Annotated in this window: 15 protein-coding genes and 1 tRNA gene; 2 read left to right on the top strand and 14 right to left on the bottom strand. The window is 64.3% G+C overall.

Annotated features, from left to right (window positions below; translation table 11 throughout):
- The first annotated feature begins 277 nt into the window (after positions 1–277).
- Positions 278–353 (top strand) — tRNA-Val (locus tag AC1RRJ_RS19380).
- Here AC1RRJ_RS19380 and AC1RRJ_RS19375 read toward each other — a convergent pair.
- The 12 genes from AC1RRJ_RS19375 to AC1RRJ_RS19320 form a co-directional block, all read right to left on the bottom strand.
- Positions 341–1,891, bottom strand: a complete 1,551-nt coding sequence (locus AC1RRJ_RS19375; protein WP_493125722.1) for a TIGR00341 family protein — start codon at positions 1,889–1,891, stop codon at positions 341–343. The two genes, AC1RRJ_RS19380 and AC1RRJ_RS19375, sit on opposite strands and share 13 nt — an antisense overlap.
- A 39-nt stretch (positions 1,892–1,930) precedes the next feature.
- Positions 1,931–2,257 (bottom strand): ribosomal protein L7/L12, encoded by a 327-nt coding sequence (locus AC1RRJ_RS19370; RefSeq protein ID WP_493125720.1) that lies wholly within the window; start codon positions 2,255–2,257, stop codon positions 1,931–1,933.
- 15 nt (positions 2,258–2,272) lie between these two features.
- Positions 2,273–4,948 (bottom strand): aconitate hydratase AcnA, encoded by a 2,676-nt coding sequence (acnA, locus tag AC1RRJ_RS19365; protein WP_493125718.1) that lies wholly within the window; start codon positions 4,946–4,948, stop codon positions 2,273–2,275.
- Positions 4,949–5,101: 153 nt separating this feature from the next.
- Positions 5,102–6,187: a prolyl aminopeptidase gene (gene pip / locus AC1RRJ_RS19360; protein WP_493125716.1), complete on the bottom strand. Its 1,086-nt coding sequence runs from the start codon at positions 6,185–6,187 to the stop codon at positions 5,102–5,104.
- Between the two features lie 61 nt (positions 6,188–6,248).
- Complete coding sequence (locus AC1RRJ_RS19355; RefSeq protein ID WP_493125714.1) at positions 6,249–6,716, bottom strand: FKBP-type peptidyl-prolyl cis-trans isomerase; 468 nt, start codon at positions 6,714–6,716, stop codon at positions 6,249–6,251.
- Between the two features lie 130 nt (positions 6,717–6,846).
- Positions 6,847–7,089, bottom strand: coding sequence for a hypothetical protein (locus AC1RRJ_RS19350; RefSeq protein WP_493125712.1), 243 nt, complete (start codon positions 7,087–7,089; stop codon positions 6,847–6,849).
- The gene (locus AC1RRJ_RS19345; RefSeq protein WP_493125710.1) at positions 7,089–7,301 is read right to left on the bottom strand and encodes a hypothetical protein; all 213 of its coding nucleotides are present in this window, start codon (positions 7,299–7,301) and stop codon (positions 7,089–7,091) included. Before AC1RRJ_RS19345 ends, AC1RRJ_RS19350 begins: the two co-directional genes overlap by 1 nt.
- Positions 7,302–7,405: 104 nt before the next feature.
- Positions 7,406–8,149, bottom strand: coding sequence for a hypothetical protein (locus AC1RRJ_RS19340; protein ID WP_493125708.1), 744 nt, complete (start codon positions 8,147–8,149; stop codon positions 7,406–7,408).
- Between the two features lie 16 nt (positions 8,150–8,165).
- Positions 8,166–8,720: a hypothetical protein gene (locus AC1RRJ_RS19335; RefSeq protein ID WP_493125706.1), complete on the bottom strand. Its 555-nt coding sequence runs from the start codon at positions 8,718–8,720 to the stop codon at positions 8,166–8,168.
- 175 nt (positions 8,721–8,895) lie between these two features.
- Entirely contained in the window at positions 8,896–10,098 is a 1,203-nt protein-coding gene (locus tag AC1RRJ_RS19330; RefSeq protein WP_493125704.1) for a GGDEF domain-containing protein, read from the bottom strand.
- A gap of 68 nt (positions 10,099–10,166) precedes the next feature.
- Entirely contained in the window at positions 10,167–11,183 is a 1,017-nt protein-coding gene (locus AC1RRJ_RS19325; RefSeq protein WP_493125702.1) for a LacI family DNA-binding transcriptional regulator, read from the bottom strand.
- Positions 11,184–11,233: 50 nt separating this feature from the next.
- Positions 11,234–12,859: a CHASE domain-containing protein gene (locus AC1RRJ_RS19320; protein ID WP_493125700.1), complete on the bottom strand. Its 1,626-nt coding sequence runs from the start codon at positions 12,857–12,859 to the stop codon at positions 11,234–11,236.
- A 208-nt stretch (positions 12,860–13,067) separates the two neighbouring features.
- Between AC1RRJ_RS19320 and AC1RRJ_RS19315 the strand changes: the two genes are divergently transcribed.
- Positions 13,068–13,718, top strand: a complete 651-nt coding sequence (locus tag AC1RRJ_RS19315) for a glutathione S-transferase family protein (RefSeq protein WP_493125698.1) — start codon at positions 13,068–13,070, stop codon at positions 13,716–13,718.
- A gap of 1 nt (position 13,719) precedes the next feature.
- Here AC1RRJ_RS19315 and AC1RRJ_RS19310 read toward each other — a convergent pair whose 3' ends face one another.
- Positions 13,720–15,297 carry an ABC-F family ATP-binding cassette domain-containing protein gene (locus tag AC1RRJ_RS19310; protein WP_493125696.1) on the bottom strand — a complete coding sequence of 526 codons (1,578 nt, stop codon included), beginning with the start codon at positions 15,295–15,297 and terminating at the stop codon, positions 13,720–13,722.
- Between the two features lie 161 nt (positions 15,298–15,458).
- On the bottom strand, positions 15,459–15,971 hold the full coding sequence (locus AC1RRJ_RS19305; protein WP_493125694.1) for a hypothetical protein: 513 nt from the start codon (positions 15,969–15,971) through the stop codon (positions 15,459–15,461).
- Position 15,972 lies beyond the last annotated feature (1 nt).

Raw genomic sequence — 15,972 nt, 5'->3', positions numbered from 1 at the left:
TACCGCCATGAACGCTGCAAGCGCCTCCGCCAGCGCCCCCGTCAGACCACACGCCGGCGATATCACGCAGGAACCGCCCGTGCCTGGTCTTTTTCAATTCCAGACTCTATCTGAGGTCGTTTCCGCTCCCGTCGCCGCATTATCTGAATCAAGTTTATCCTGATCCCGCCGGAGGGCAGGGGAAGTGACAAGCTCGGACATCTGTTCACAAGCGTATATCCGCGACGTCTGACTTGCCAGCCCGGCCAAGCTGTGGCAGGGGCGCGCTTCCCGAATGGGGCGCTTAGCTCAGTTGGTAGAGCATCTCGTTTACACCGAGAGGGTCGGCGGTTCGAGCCCGTCAGCGCCCACCATCGGGAAGCTGCCACGTGGCGGTGACGATACCGTCGCCCGCGCTGGCCCCTTCCGTCAGATTTGCGGTGAGGCCATCGGCAACCAAGGCCTGCAACAACGTTGTGGCGCCCGGGCCGCCGAGTGCGATCGGCAATGCGCTGCGCCGCGCCGCCCAGCGGAGTAGCTGGTAATTGGCGCTCGAGCTGCCGGCAATCTTTCCATCAACGACCGTCACCGGTGGCAGCGGCAGCGGCGGCGGCACCAGTTCGATTGTCCAGTCGGGCCGGGCGGCGCGCATCCGCTCCTCGAGGGCGCGATAGGCACCAAGGCCGGCGTCGGGCAAGCGAACCGCGCGCACCGTTGCGCGCTTCTTTTCATTGTCGACCGTCACTGCTTTCGCATCGACCCCGGCGAGCAACGCGAGATCACGGCTGATGTCGGCATTTTCGCGCTCGGCGCGCGCGGCGACGTCGCGCAGCCGCGCCATGTCATTGCGTGCCGCGGCGAGATCGACCGCCGAGCCGATCAGATACTGATCGAGCGTCACCTTTGTGTCGCGCTTCAATCGGCGCTCGAGCGCAGCCTCGACCTTGGCGTCGGCGCCGGGTTGGGCGGTGCGGGTCAGAATTGCGGCCTGGACGATCACGGGGGCCGCGGTCGCATCGACATTGAGGTCAGTGATTCGGGCCGAGGCGGGGAAGACGTCACCGACAGCGGCGCGTGCCTGTGCCTGCACGGTTGCTTCCCATGCGATCTGGCGCAGCGACATGCCGAGCGGAATCGCCAGCAACAGGAAGGAGACGACGATCATCAGCGTCTGGCGCCGCGTCTGGTCGGGCGACAGACTGGCCGAAAAACCGTACGCGCGCGCGACGATTGCCGCCGACAGCGCGATCGTCATGAAGTTGGTGAAGAACAGCATCAGTGCGCCGCCGAAGATGCTCCATTGCGCGGTCGCGAGGCCGAAACCGACGACCGCAAGCGGCGGCATCAATGCGGTGGCAATGGCAACGCCGATGATCGTGCCTTCGCGCCCGCGCACTACGGCATAAGCCCCTGCGAGCGCTGAGAAGAGCGCGACGCCCAAGTCGAAGAGCGTCGGCTGGGTGCGGGCGGCAATCTCGCTCGTCACCGCCTGGATCGGCGAAATCGTGACGAGGATGACGACGAGCAACAGCGCCAGCAATACCCCCCCGAGGAGGGTTCGCACGCTTTCCTTCATCCATGCGAAATCGCCCGTCGCGATGGCAAAGCCCAGCGCCATGATCGGCCCCATCAGCGGCGCGATCAGCATGGCACCGATAATCACCGCGACGCTGTTCTGGAGCAGCCCCAGAATCGCGATCCCCGCCGCCATGCTCGACATGAAGGCGAAGCGCGGCGACCAGGCGCCGTCGGGACGGATCTTGGCGATCACCGCCGCCTGATCGATGTTTGTGACCTCTTCTGCCCAAGTCTCGCGAAAATGAACGATGCGGCGGAGAAGTGTCCAGCGCCAATGTCGCGCGGTGCCGGCAACGGTGGCGGGCTGCGCGTTTTCGCTTGGTGTCGATGGCATCGGGCCGGCTCCTGTCATCGGGGTGTGTGCTGGCTTCAGTTAGCGCAGCGTCTGTTCCAACGTCTCGACCGCATCCTTGGCTGCGGCGAGCCGCATCCCGGTCAATTCGCGCATCCGCTTGATCGCCTCGATCTTGCGGCCGCGGCGGATCAGGTCGAGAAGCTCGGTGTCTTCGATGGTTTGGCTGTTGATGTGGACGCCTGTCCACGACGCTTCAGCCTGCGTCGAGCCCGGCGGGCGTATGGCCGGTGGCGGGGCGACGCGCGGGGGACTGGTGAGGTCGCGCGCATCGCCGCCACGGCGCAGCGCCAGCATCAGGCCGGCGCCGCAAAGAAAACCGAGGGCGAAAAGAAGAAGTCCGCTCATCGCCCTCGTTTAGCATCAGGCCGCGAGTTTGCGCAGCACGTAATGCAAGATGCCGCCGTTCATATAATATTCGACCTCGTTCGCGGTATCGATCCGGCAAAGCGTCTCGAAGCTGAAGGTCGAACCATCGGCGCGCGTGACATTCACCGTGACCGACTGGCGCGGTTTCAGGTCCGCGACGCCGGTGATGGTGAAGGTGTCGTCGCCGGTCAGGCCCAGCGTCTCGCGCGTCTGGCCGTCGACGAACTGCAGCGGCAGTACGCCCATGCCGACGAGGTTCGAACGGTGGATACGTTCGAAGCTTTCGACGATTACGGTGCGGACGCCGAGCAGGTTGGTGCCCTTTGCCGCCCAGTCGCGCGACGAACCGGTGCCATATTCCTTGCCCGCAATGACGACGAGCGGGGTGCCGTCGGCTTTGTGGCGCATCGCGGCGTCATAGATTGGCATGACTTCGGCGCCATAGCGCGACATGCCGCCCTCGATGCCGGGGACCATTTCATTCTTGATGCGGATGTTGGCGAAGGTGCCGCGCATCATGACATCGTGGTGGCCGCGGCGTGCGCCATAGCTGTTGAAGTCGGCCTTGGCGACCTGATGCTCCATCAGCCACTTGCCGGCGGGCGAGTCCGCCTTGATCGAGCCTGCGGGCGAGATGTGATCGGTGGTGATCGAATCGCCGAGAATTGCGAGCGGCTTGGCATCGATAATGTCTTTGACCGGCGCCGGGGTCATGCTCATGCCCTCGAAATAGGGCGGGTTGGCGACATAGGTCGAACCGGCGCGCCACTGGTAGGTATCCGAGCCTTCGACCTCGATCTTCTGCCAATGCTCGTCGCCGCGATAGACATGTTCGTAGCGCGCCTCGAACATGTCGCGGTCGATGCACGCCGCCATCGTGTCGGCGACTTCCTGGTTGGTCGGCCAGATGTCCTTGAGGAACACGTCCTTGCCCTGCTGGTCCTGCCCGATCGGGGTGGTGGTGAAATCTTCGGTCACCGTGCCCTTGAGGGCATAAGCGACGACGAGCGGCGGCGAGGCGAGGAAGTTCGCGCGCACGTCGGGTGACACGCGGCCTTCGAAGTTGCGGTTGCCCGAAATGACCGAAGCGGCGACGATGTCATTGCCGTTGATCGCTTCCGAAATCGGTCCGGCGAGCGGGCCCGAGTTGCCGATGCAGGTCGTGCAGCCATAGCCGACGAGGTTGAAGCCGATCGCGTCGAGATCGGCGGTGAGGCCGGCGCGGTCGAAATAGTCGGTGACGACCTGTGATCCCGGTGCGAGCGACGTCTTGACCCACGGCTTGGGCTTCAGCCCCAGCGCGTTCGCCTTGCGCGCGACGAGGCCCGCTGCGACCATGACGCCGGGGTTCGAGGTGTTGGTGCAGCTGGTGATTGCGGCGATGACGACGTCGCCGTCGCCGATGTCGTGGCTCGCGCCTTCGACTGCGACGCGCTTGATGCCGTCATGCTTGTAGACGCTGGACAGGTCGGCGTTGAACACATCGTCGACTTCGGTGAGCACGACTTTGTCCTGCGGACGCTTCGGTCCGGCGAGCGACGGGACGACGCTGCCCATGTCGAGGGTCAGTGTGTCGGTGAAGACAGGGTCGGCCATGTCTTCAGTCAGCCACAAGCCCTGCGCCTTGGCATAGGCTTCGACCAGCGCGATATTTTCCTGGGTGCGGCCGGTGAGGCGCATGTAATCGAGCGTCTTGTCGTCGATACCGAAGAAGCCGCAGGTCGCGCCATATTCGGGCGCCATGTTGGCAAGCGTCGCGCGGTCGGCGAGCGACAGCGACGAGAGGCCTGGGCCGAAATATTCGACGAAGCGGCCGACGACGCCCTTGGCGCGGAGCATCTGGGTCGCGGTGAGCACGAGGTCGGTCGCGGTGACGCCTTCGTTGAGCTTGCCGGTGAGCTTGAAGCCGACGACTTCGGGGATGAGCATCGACACGGGTTGGCCGAGCATTGCGGCTTCGGCTTCGATCCCGCCGACGCCCCAGCCGAGTACGCCCAGGCCGTTGATCATCGTCGTGTGGCTGTCGGTGCCGACGCAGGTGTCGGGATAGGCGATGGTGGTGCCGTCGCTATCTTCGCTCGACCACACCGCCTGCGCGATATGCTCGAGGTTAACCTGATGGCAGATGCCGGTGCCGGGAGGGACCGCCTTGAAGTTGTCGAGGCTCTTCGACCCCCATTTCAGGAAGTCGTAACGCTCGCCGTTGCGATAATATTCGATTTCGACATTCTGCGAGAAGGCCTTGGGGTGGCCGAATTCGTCGACCATGACCGAGTGATCGATGACGAGGTGGACGGGGACCAGCGGGTTGATCTTTGACGTGTCGCCGCCGAGCGTCGCGATCGCATCGCGCATCGCGGCCAGATCGACCACGCAGGGAACGCCGGTGAAGTCCTGAAGCAGCACGCGTGCCGGGCGATACTGGATCTCGCGGTTCGAATGGGGATCCTTCTGCCAGTCGACCAGCGCCTGGACGTCATCGGTCGACACGGTGAAACCGCCATCCTCGAAACGCAGCAAATTTTCGAGCAGCACCTTCATCGAGAAGGGGAGCCGCGATACGTCGCCGAGCTTCGCCGCCGCCTTGTCGAGCGAGTAATAGGCGTATGTCTTGCCGCCGACGTCGAGCGTCGAGCGGGTACCGAGCGTGTCGTTACCGGTGGTCGTCATAGGATTGCAGTCCCCATGTTGGCGCGGCGGGGAATGACGGCCGAGGCCCGACCAGGAAAGCGGGGCCAACGAGAGTCGCACGCGCGGGTTTATGTCGGCGCCTCCCTACGCTTAGGCCGTGGAAATGCAAGGGGGGTCGGGGTGGGCTTTCAATCAGGCCCGCGGCAATCCGTCCATGATCGCGGTGAGCGCGAGCGCATTTTCGCGCTCCATCGCGCTATGCCCCGCGTTGGTGACAATATAGGTCGCGGGTTCGGCGCCTGCGCCGCGCAGGGCGGCGACGAGGCGCGATGCCTGCGTCAGCGGGCAGACTTCGTCGAAACGGCCGTGGACGATGTGGATCGGGATCGCGGCGAGGGTGTCGGCATTGTCCAGCAAATGGCCGGGTTCAATGAACAGGTTGTTTGCAAAATAATGCGCCTCGATCTGCGCGAAGCAGAGCGCGAAATCGGCGTCGCCGAACTTGCCGGTCTCGGCGGATTCGGGGATCATGTTGGAGATGGTGCCCTCCCACAATGACCAGGTGAGCGCGGCGGCCTGCTGGCGTTCGCGCTCGGCGTCGTTCGCCGGAACCATGTCGAAGATCGCCTTGTACGACGCCATCACATCGCCGCGCTCGGCGGGGGTGAGGACCGCGAGCAGCGCGCGCCATTCGTCGGGGTAGTGGATATAGGCACCGGGCGCGGTGAGGGCATAAGGCGCCTCTTCGAAGGTCGCGGCATTGCCTTGGTAAAGATAGTCGAGATCCTCGGGTGCGCCGAGGAAAATGCCACGCAGGATCAGGCTGGCGCAATGCTGCGGGAAGGCGATGGCATAGGCCATAGCAAGCGTGCTGCCCCAGCTGCCGCCGAATACATGCATGGGCTCGTCGATGGCGAGCGCATCGCGGAGCTTGTTGATGTCGCCGATCAGATCGGCGGTGGTGTTGTGGCGTAGTGCGACCGCCGGCCCCGCTGCCGCAACATTGGGCTCGCTCTTGCCGCAACCGCGCTGGTCGAACAGAATGACGCGGTAGCGCGCGGGATCGAAGAAGCGCGCCATTTCGGGCGAGCAGGCGCCGCCGGGGCCGCCGTGGAGAAACATGACGGGCTCGCCATCGGCCGCGCCATATTCCTCCCAGTAAATGCGATGCGCCGGGTCGGTGTCGACGGCGAGATGGCCGCTACGCAGCGGGGTCGTCGCGGGATAGGCCCAGTCGTCGCCAATCTTGCTCGTGTGCTGCAGTCGGGAGAAATTCATGGTTGTTCGCTCTCGTTGCGTCACCTGCCGGCCCGTGTTCGCGCCGACGATGCTGCCTTGGTCAGGTGCCAGAGGATTCGATGCTTAGCAGTTCGACGGTGAACAGGAGCGTCGCGTAGCCCGGAATCGGCCCCCGGCCGGCGGGACCATAGGCCAGCTGATAGGGGATGGCGAATTCGAACTTGTCGCCGATGCCCATCAGTGTCACGCCTTCCTGCCAGCCCGTGATCACGCGATTGAGCGGAAAGGTTGCCGGTTCGCCGCGCCTGACCGAGCTGTCGAACTCGCCGCCGTCGACGAAGGTGCCTACATAATGGACGGTGACCGGATCGGTTGGGCCGGGCCGGGCGCCGCTGCCGTCGCCTGCAACCCGGCGCCAACGTAGCCCGCTTGCGGTGGTGGTCCAGCCAGCGCCGCCATGGCGTTCGGTGAGCGCCGCCATTTGGCGGTTGAGCCACGCGGTTCCCTGCGTCGAACTGGCCTCCTTTACGGCCGGCTGTTCGGCGGTGGCCGATCCGGGAACGGCCAAGGCGAGGCTTGCGGCAACAAATGATGATCTTTGCATTGAAGTTATGCGCACAAAAACTCCTGTCTCTGCTGTTTGTGGCTCTGTATCGCGACATTGCGGTATCGAACAGGCCAGATTTACTTCGTAGCCTTCACCCGGCAGCGATTTCGGCGACAGGGTAGTCTTTGGCCGAGGAGGGGCATTTTCCCTGCTTCATGATGCCTGGCTTTCCCGGCACGAACCACTGCGAGGCCTGGAAGTCCTCGCCATAGCCGACCCCGTCATAGATGCAGACTTCGGGCATCGACCCATCGGGCGCAATCGCAACGGCCCGGTTATAGCGGTCCTCGGCACGCCTGGAGCCGCCCCAGGCGAGAAGGCGCCCGTTCGCCATCACGATCGGCGCATTGACGCTATCATCCTCGGACGGACGCGTTCGCGCATTTTCTTGTCGGGTAGTGCCGCAGCGATCCCCGACTTGACCGCCGGATTGTCAAGGAAGCGGTGGCCATCCACCGCGTCGAACGGATATTTGCCCACATAGGACGACAGGTTGGCGGGGCCGCCACGGTCTCGTCGGCGGGCGGGCTCTCCTTTTGTGCGCATGCCGAAACGCTCAGCAAGGCGACGCCTGCAAAAGCTGCAATTTGGATATCAGATCCTTTTCCTGAATTTTCGGGCTCGAGACATTCGGAACCTTGTCTCCGCGATCAGTGGGCCGGGCGATTTGGCCAACTGACCCGTTCGCATCGTGCCATGGGAGCGGCGTTTTTGACCGCCAGCGCCTTGCGCAATGCGGGTAGCGCCGCCACCGCCTCGCGAAGCGCCTTGATATCGATCTTGCCGCGCGCCAGTTCCTTGTCTCCGCCAAGCCGGTCCGATGGGCGGATCAACATCCAGTCGAGCGCATCATAGCCTTCGGCATAGGCGAGCAGATCACCGAGTGGCAGTTCGCCATGGCCATTATTCATGTCATGGGCGCTATAGGGAAAGACTTGGGTGGAGAGCGCGGTGCTGCCGACAATGCCATAGGGCTTGACCGGAAACGGCCGCTGCATCTGGATCCACGCCACGTCGGGAAGGTCCGCATCCAGCCTGACCCGAAGCTTCACGTCGATCGCGCGGGGCTCGACCGTGGGCTGGCTGGCCGGTTCCCATATATAGGAAAGTTCGACGTCGAGTGGGCGCGCGGGGCGCGAAGGGTCATAGCCCCTAGGGTTCCAGCGCATGAAATCGCCGGCATCGCGCTTGCCTTCGTCGGTGAACAGCCGGGTCAATGTGGCCGTGCCGCCGTTCAGTTCGCGTTTTACATCGCAGCGATAGCGCGAGATCAATGCATCTTCGGCAGGGCTGGGCGATAACGACTGCCGACCGTCGTTGCCGATTGTTTGCGCGTCGGCCTGCGCGGGAACGAGCCATAGCAACGAAAGCAGCGCGAAAGAGAGAAGTCGCATTCGTCCCGACGCCCGATCAGCGCAGGTCGCCGGTCAGATACCAGCAATCCTTCTTGTGCTCGAAAATATAGGCGCCGGCGAGGGCGTCCCGATCGATGCCTTCAACTCCCGCGAAGGGCAGTCCGCCCTGCCAATCGACGCGATACTGCTTGTCGCCGAGACGCGTCAGCGTGATCTTGCGGAATTCGTCATTCGGCACAGCGGTCGGGTCCCGGCGGCTGAAGCGATAGTCGGTCGATGTGATCCGGAACTGGCCCAGATAATCCTGACGATCGACCCAATTGGCGGGGGCTTCTGGATCGGCGAGTTTGCCGACCTTCACCATATAGTTGGTCCAGATCACCTGTTCCAGCCAGCCGCCGGATTTGGTGGAACTGACATACCAGGTCAGAAACTCCTCGAAATCATCGACGCCGCAGCTCGATTGGCGCACCCGGTCGATCTCGTCGAGCGGGGTGAATTCGGTTTCGACCACTGCGACGGGGGTATCGCTGGCAGCGAAGGTGGAGGGTATCAGCGGTGGGGTGACCGTCATCGCAACAAGGGCGGCGGCCGCGAGCAATTTTTGCACGATAGTCTCCAGTCTTCCAGGCGATCGATCGCGGCAATCGGCGCGCCGGATCGGTCCGTTCGAGCATGGCTATAACACCGCGCCCGACGGTGCGGTGGTGACGGGTGTCACAGGGTGCGGACTATTATGGCAACCAACTTCATGCTTTTCCATGAAATTTCGTCATCTGGCATGGTCAGGCGCTGGCCGCCCTGATCACCGTTGGCGTGAAGGTGCGGACGCAGTCGCGGCCGGTTCGCTTGGCGTCATAAAGCGCCTGATCGGCCTGATCCATCAACTGGGACAATGCGGCACCGGCGGTACCGACGCTGATTCCGATGCAGGTCGAAGGGCGTAGCGCGGCCGGAATGCGCCCGGCGCAGGCGGCGTGAAGTTCGCTGCGGATCGTCTCGGCGAGTTGGCGCCCCGCTTCGATGCCCGCACCGGGAACAAGGATAGCAAATTCATCGCCGCCGATGCGCCCTGCGATCATGCCCGCAGGGCCGACCGCGCGGACATGCGCGCCAAAGGCGGCGATGATCGCGTCGCCGACCGCGTGCCCGTGCGTGTCGTTGACCGCCTTGAAATGATCGAGATCGGCAATCAACAGCGCGGCGGTGGCCTTCTCGGCGGCACAGCGGCGCAGCGCCGCGCCGGCTTCCGCCTCGAACCCGCGGCGGTTGAGCAGGCCCGACAGCGTATCGCCTGCCGCCTCCACGCGCAGTTCGGCGATCATGTCGATCGCGATCGCGACCATCAGGCTGATCGCGGCGGCGACCGATACCATCGCCTGGCTGAACTGGACCGTGGTCCAGTAAAGTGATTGCTGGAACCCGTCATAATTGTCGAAGCCGCCGCCTATCGTTAGCATGGCGACGGGACGGATGATCAGATTGGCGGCGGTCAGCGTCGCGACCCAGAACAATACTTTGTCGATCAGATGGGGTTTTTCGATCGGCCACAGCGCGCGGACGACCATCAGTGCAATTGCGCCCGCGCCTATGCTGATCGCATAAATGCGCGCCGCAATGTTCGGCTGGCCGAGTAGAAACCACAGGAAGACGGTGAGCGATACCGTCATCGCCACTATCATCTCCCGCCAGGGTACAGGCAGGCGATAGCGCTTGATGATCGCAGCCGCGAACAAGACTCCGGTGAGCAGGAAGCTGAAATTTGCGGGCAGCCGCTGCAATTCCATCGGCAGCACTGGCGCCATGTCCTGGATCAGGAAAGCGAACGCCGTCGCGACATAGGCACCAGCGGCATAGGCGATATAGGTTTCGCGGCGATTCAGCCACATCAGGAAGAAGGCGACCGCGAACAACAGGCCGATGGCCGGGTTGAGTAGCGAGATGAAAAACTGTCCGGTCAATGCGGCTTCCTGTGATCCCTGGCGCATATTATTGCGGCACGAATAACAAGAGGTTACTGCATTGCTCCGTCGATGGGGAGTCTTTTGCGACCGTGTCAGGCCGTGCCGCGGGTGACCAGTTGCACTGGAATGCGCGTCCCGCTGCGCGTGTGTTCGTCATCCTCCAGCGCCATTGCGACCAGCGCTTCGCCCGCTGCGTCGAGGTCGGGCTCCAGCGTTGTCAGCGCGGGGTCGGCAAGAGTGCCGGCGCGGATACCGTCGAAACCGATCAACGCGACATCTTCGGGCACGCGGCGACCGGCATCTTTCAGGCCCTGAAGAACGCCGAGCGCGAGCATGTCGCTCGCCGCGAAGATCGCGTCGGTTTCGGGGTGGCGTTTCAGCAGGTCGCGGGCTGCGGCGACACCCTGTGCATGGCGGTCGGTCGCCGGCGGTGGCTCGGCGACGATCGGGGCCAGCCCATGTGCTGCCAATGCGGCGACAAAGCCGTCGCGGCGTTCGTCGAACTGGCGCTGCGGCGATTGCTGTGGCCCGACGAAAGCGATGTGGCGGCGACCCTGCGCGACGAAATATTCGCCCGCCATCTGGCCCCCGGCGTCATTTTCGCTGCGCATCCAGTGGAAGGGGCTGCCCGGACTGCCCCAGCAGACGAAGTCGAGGCCCGAAGCCTGCGCATCGGCGAAATATTGCCACGCCGGCCGGTTGCTGGTCGTTCCGATGACGATCATCGCGTCGGCGAGCCCCGAGGCAACGAAATCGGCACGGAAATTGTCGGGGCTTTCCTGAAAGGAAACGAGCAGGTTAAAGCCGCGCGCGGAGGTTGCGGCGGCGATGCTGCCGAGCAGCGCGAAATAGAATGGGTTGATCGCGCTGCGGTCTTCGCCGGGGCGGCAGATGGTGACGAGTGCGATCGTCTCGCTGCTTTTCAGGCGTAGCGACGACGCGTGACGATCGACGACATAGCCCATCTCGCGCGCGGCGGCGGAGACGCGCGCGCGCGTTTCGGCGTTGACCCCCGGGCTGCCGCGCAGCGCGCGCGACACGGTCGATTGCGACACGCCGGCGCGTTCAGCGACATCGAACGAGGTCGGGCGCAGTTGCTTGCCGGTCACTTCATTCCCTTTGTTTGCTGCGGCGTCTCTTGCGCCGGGGCGACGGCTTGTCAATCTGGTGGAGCCATCGCGCTGTCGTGATCGGCCCAGCGGATGCTGATCGTCAGGCCATGGTCGGTGATATTCCGGTCCCAGCGGCCCTTCAACTGGCGCTCGATCAGCGAGCCGATGAAATGGGTACCGAAACTTTCGCGGTCGATCTGCGGCGTTTCGGGAAGGCCGCTTTCAATCCATGACAGCAGGACATCGCCGCCCTCGCGGCGCCATCCGACGAAAAGTTCGCCGTGTCCCGCAAGCGCGCCATATTTGACGCTATTCGTCACCAGTTCGTGCACCACGAGTGCCAGTGCCTGGGCGCCCTCTTCGTCAAGGCGGATGTCGGGGCCCGATATACTGGCGAGTTGATCGGGCGACCAGCCGGCGATCCCCAGTTCGCGGTGAATGATCTGGCCAAGATCGACGGTATCGACCGCGCCGGTGACGATCATCTGCTTGGCATCGGACAGCGCGCGCAGCCGGCCGTCGAACTTTACCTCAAAGTCGTCGAGATCGTTTGAGTCGTGCACGGTGATGCGGGCGAGCGCACCGATGCGGGCAAAGGCATTTTTCATCCGGTGGGCCATTTCGCCGATCATCAGCTCGCGATCCTCGGCATGGCGCGCTCTTTCCTCGGCCAGCGCCTGAAACGCGCCGAGCCGACGGCGCTGGACGCGGTGCAGCTGGGTCGCCAGCAGAGCGAGCGCGGCGCCGAACAGGAAAATGCCAAGCGGGCGTCCGAGCCGTTCGAGGAAGCGGCCATAGGAAATTCGCATCGTCCATTGATGATCGGCGACCCTGAGCCGTTGCTCGTGAGCGTCCCAGCCGAGCGTGCCGTGGCGGAACACCAGCGGCGCCGACGGGCCGTCGCCGGCATAGATTTCCAGCCCTTCGATCGCGTCGAGTTGCGACCCGAGCAGGGCGGTCATCAGGTCGTGGGTGCGAAAGGGGGCGTAGACAAACGCTTCGATCGGCCGGGCGTTGGCGGCGGTCGCAACCGCTGCGGTTTTCGGCGGCTTATCGGCTGGAGCGGGGGTTGCGCCGGACGGACTGGCGTAGACGGGAACATAGATGAGGAAGCCGGGCTGCTTGTTGCGAAGCCCCTTTTCCTGCACGAGTTGGACGATCCCGCTGGTCGCCGGCCGGCCGGTCTGCCAGGCGCGGCGCATCGCTTCGCGCCGGATGGGGTCGCTGTACATGTCATAGCCCAGCGCGTGGTTGCGGCGCGGAGTGTAGGGCTCGACGAGGATGATCGGGAAGCCGATCGGCTGGTCGGTTACCGGCCAGACGGCAATGTTCCTGCCATAATTGGCCCGCAGCCGCGCCTCGGCAGCGGCAGGCATTCCCTGTCGGATCGCGATGGCGATACCGACGCCCTCCATCCCCGGGGTATGGATTTGCGGTTGAAGCGCCGCCAGATAGGCACGAATGCCCGGTCCGGTGGAATGAGGGTCGGATTGATAAAGCGCCCGCACGCCTTCGAGGACCGCGACATGGTCGCGCAGCCGGACATTGGCTTGAAGCGCGATCCGGCTGGCCTGGTCGGCTTCCTGCGCCTTGTTGTAGAAAAAACTCGCCGAAGCGGCGGTGATCGTGGCGAGCAGAATGACCAGTCCGACGAAGCGGGCCAGCAGGGCCATCAGCCGATCTGCCCAAAGGGAACGCATTGCCTGATTTCCTGAATGATGGCTGCCGTGGCAGCGCCCCTTCCGGGACGGGTTGTTCCATGCGGCCTGGCCGATGGCAAGGTTATTTCATCGCTGCGGGGCGCAGGCGACGCTGCTTGCAACGGGTTGCTGAAGGCAACCTTTCGCCTATGCTGCCGTCGGAACAGCCGGGAGAGAATGGATGATCATATATGGATCGGTGGTATCGCCTTTCGTTCGCAAATTGCTGGGCTATCTGGGCGAGAAGGGGATTGATTTCGAACTGAAGGGAGTCGCGGTCGGCGACCCCGATCCCGGGTTTCGCGCTGCGTCGCCGCTCGGTAAAATGCCGGCGATGGCCGATGGCGACTTCACCCTCGCCGATTCGAGCGCGATCATCCACTATCTGGAGGCCAAGCACCCCGAACCGGCGCTGATCCCGGCGGACCCGCAGGAGCGTGGCCGCGTCATCTGGTGGGACGAGTTTGGCGATACGGTGTTCGCGGCGTGCAGCGGCAAGATGTTCTTCAACCGCATCGTCGCGCCCAAATTCATGGGGCGCGCGGGGGATCTGGCGGTAGCTGCGGCGGCGGAGGTCGAGGAACTGCCGAAACTGCTCGCCTACCTGGAAAGCGCGATCCCCGATTCGGGCTTTCTGGTCGGCGACCGGTTGACCCTCGCCGATCTCGCGGTGGCATCGCCGCTGATGAATTTCCGCCACTGCGGCGCGCGTATCGACCCCGCGGCGCATCCGAAAATCGCGGCGTGGAGCGAGGCGATCCTGTCGCGGCCAAGCCTCGCGCCGTGGATCGAAAAGGAAGAGCGGTTGATAGCGAAGGTGATGGCGGCCTAGCTCATTCGAGTGCGATCGTTTGCGTGATGCCGATGGCATCCAGAAAGGCGGTGTCGTGGCTGACGACGATCAGTGCGCCGTCATAGGCGGTGAGCCCGGTTTCTACCGCCGCGAGCGAATCGATGTCGAGATGATTGCCGGGTTCGTCGAGGATCAGAAGCTGCGGCGGTGCGGGCGCGCCGAGGACGCAGGCGAGACCGGCGCGAAGCATCTGTCCGCCGCTCAATGTGCCGACGATGCGGTCGGCCGCCGCAGCGCGAAAGCGGAAGCGCGCGAGCGCGGCGCGGCACTGGTTGTTCGTCGTCCCCGGATTGCGCGCGAGGAAATTGTCGGCGATCGACAGCGCGGGATCGAGCAGGCTAACGCGCTGATCGAAGAGCGCGAAGGGAACGGCGACGCGGACTTGGCCTTCCCATGGCTCAAGCGTTCCCGCGACGAGCGCGAGCAATGTAGACTTTCCTGAACCATTGGGGCCGGTAAGCGCGATACGTTCGGGGCCGGTGACGGCGAGCGAGAGGTCACGGATAATCGGCGAACCATCGATATAGCCCGCGGTGACATGGTCGATTTCGAGTATCGTGCGCGAGCCTGGCAGACCGGTCGAGGGAAGCGCGACGGCGAGCGGATCGACGACCTCGATCTTTCCGCGCGCCGCCGCGAGCGCCGCATCACTCTCGCCGCGCTGGCGCTCGCTGAGTCGGCTTCCCGCCGCGCGCGTTTCCTCGGCGCGGCGCTTCATCGCGCCGATCACGATCCGGGGCATGTCGCCGCGCGCGGCCTTGCGGCGCCCCCCCGAATCGCGTCGATCCTGACGTTCAGCCGCGGTTTGCGCCTGGCGCTGCACCGCGTCGGCGCGTTTTTCGGCCGTCGCGAGTTCGGCTTCCACTGCCGCCTGCTCTATATCCTTGCGCGCGCGATATTCGCTCCATCCGCCGCCGTAGCGCGCGGCGCCAAGGCCGGTAAGCTCGACGATCGCGTCCATGCCCTTCAGCAGTTCGCGATCGTGGCTGACGATAATCGCGCCGCCGCGCCAGCCGCGCAGCAGGTCGTGCACGGCTTCGCGCCCCTCGCGGTCGAGATTGTTGGTCGGCTCGTCGAGCAACAGGAAATCGGGCGCGGCGAACATCGCGCCGGCGAGCGCGGCGCGGGTGCGCTGCCCGCCCGAGAGCATCGTTAGCGGGGTTTCGGGCGACACGGGCAGGCCGACGCCTGCGAGTGCGGCTTCGATCCGCGCCTCGAGCGTCCAGTCGGCCTCCGCAATCTCGTCGGCCGTGGCTTCACCCGCTTCCGCCCTGCGAAGCAGCGCGAGTCCTGCGGTGGCGCCGAACAGGTCGGCGATGCTTTCACCGGCCTCGACCTGAACGGTCTGCCGCAACATCGCGATGCTGCCGTCGATCGACATGTGCCCGGCCGAGGGCGTCAGTTCACCGGTGAGCAGGCGAAGTAGCGTCGATTTTCCAACGCCGTTGCGACCGACGATGCCGGTGCGTTCGGGTGGAAATTGAAGGTCGAGGTCCGAAAGGACGGCGCGGCCGTCAGGCGTGGACCAGCTGATTTGCGAGAGAGTGATGGAGGGCATGAACTTGGACTTTCCTGGCGGCAAGGCGGGGCGTTGCGGGCAGGTTGTCGTTCATGGCGGATACTCCCGTTGCGTTGAGATGCAAATCTAGGGGGGCGGGCGACGCGGCGCAAGCCCGGTGCCGCGTTTCGAATGATGGCGCCAGTTCGAAAGATCGCGGGTCAGAGTATCCGGCTGTCATAGGCCCATTGCAGCAGGGCTTGTCGTTGCTTTGGCCGGCAAAAGGGGTCGCCGGGATTGCAGTTCTTCACAACCTGTGCGGCATGGCGCCGGAAAGCGCGCCAGCGCCCGATCTGGCGGCGATCTTCAACCGGCATCCGCCGGCCGGAATAATATCGGCAATACCATTGGAACCAGCCGCGCGGATCGTCGGGGTGAATCCACCCTTTTTCGATCCAGACGCGCAGCGGCACGCTTGCGCGCACCCCGAAATAGTTCAGCGCGCAGTCGGGGCGTCCGCGCGCCAGCTTGGCATTCCCGAACCAGCTCGCGGGAAACTCGGCGATGCAGTCTGTCATATATTTTCCGCAGAAAACGCCGAGGCTGAGCATTTCCGCCGGGGTCAGTTCGGGAGCAAATCCGGGATCGAATACCTTCCCCATGGGCGCGGTGCGCTCATAGCGATAGCCTTGTTGCATATGATCATTCACGATCACTTCGACGGGGCCGTTCATT

The sequence above is a fragment of the Sphingopyxis sp. GW821-FHT12C06 genome (assembly GCF_058807415.1).
This window is presented reverse-complemented; position numbering and strand designations above follow the sequence as displayed.

Bases quoted from the DNA above. Each gene is read 5' to 3' on its own strand.
- AC1RRJ_RS19375 (WP_493125722.1), bottom strand. From the start codon at position 1,891: ATGCCATCGACACCAAGCGAAAACGCGCAGCCCGCCACCGTTGCCGGC.
- AC1RRJ_RS19370 (WP_493125720.1), bottom strand. From the start codon at position 2,257: ATGAGCGGACTTCTTCTTTTCGCCCTCGGTTTTCTTTGCGGCGCCGGC.
- acnA (WP_493125718.1), bottom strand. From the start codon at position 4,948: ATGACGACCACCGGTAACGACACGCTCGGTACCCGCTCGACGCTCGAC.
- pip (WP_493125716.1), bottom strand. From the start codon at position 6,187: ATGAATTTCTCCCGACTGCAGCACACGAGCAAGATTGGCGACGACTGG.
- AC1RRJ_RS19350 (WP_493125712.1), bottom strand. From the start codon at position 7,089: ATGGCGAACGGGCGCCTTCTCGCCTGGGGCGGCTCCAGGCGTGCCGAG.
- AC1RRJ_RS19345 (WP_493125710.1), bottom strand. From the start codon at position 7,301: ATGCGCACAAAAGGAGAGCCCGCCCGCCGACGAGACCGTGGCGGCCCC.
- AC1RRJ_RS19340 (WP_493125708.1), bottom strand. From the start codon at position 8,149: ATGCGACTTCTCTCTTTCGCGCTGCTTTCGTTGCTATGGCTCGTTCCC.
- AC1RRJ_RS19330 (WP_493125704.1), bottom strand. From the start codon at position 10,098: ATGCGCCAGGGATCACAGGAAGCCGCATTGACCGGACAGTTTTTCATC.
- AC1RRJ_RS19320 (WP_493125700.1), bottom strand. From the start codon at position 12,859: ATGGCCCTGCTGGCCCGCTTCGTCGGACTGGTCATTCTGCTCGCCACG.
- AC1RRJ_RS19315 (WP_493125698.1), top strand. From the start codon at position 13,068: ATGATCATATATGGATCGGTGGTATCGCCTTTCGTTCGCAAATTGCTG.
- AC1RRJ_RS19310 (WP_493125696.1), bottom strand. From the start codon at position 15,297: ATGCCCTCCATCACTCTCTCGCAAATCAGCTGGTCCACGCCTGACGGC.
- AC1RRJ_RS19305 (WP_493125694.1), bottom strand. From the start codon at position 15,971: ATGAACGGCCCCGTCGAAGTGATCGTGAATGATCATATGCAACAAGGC.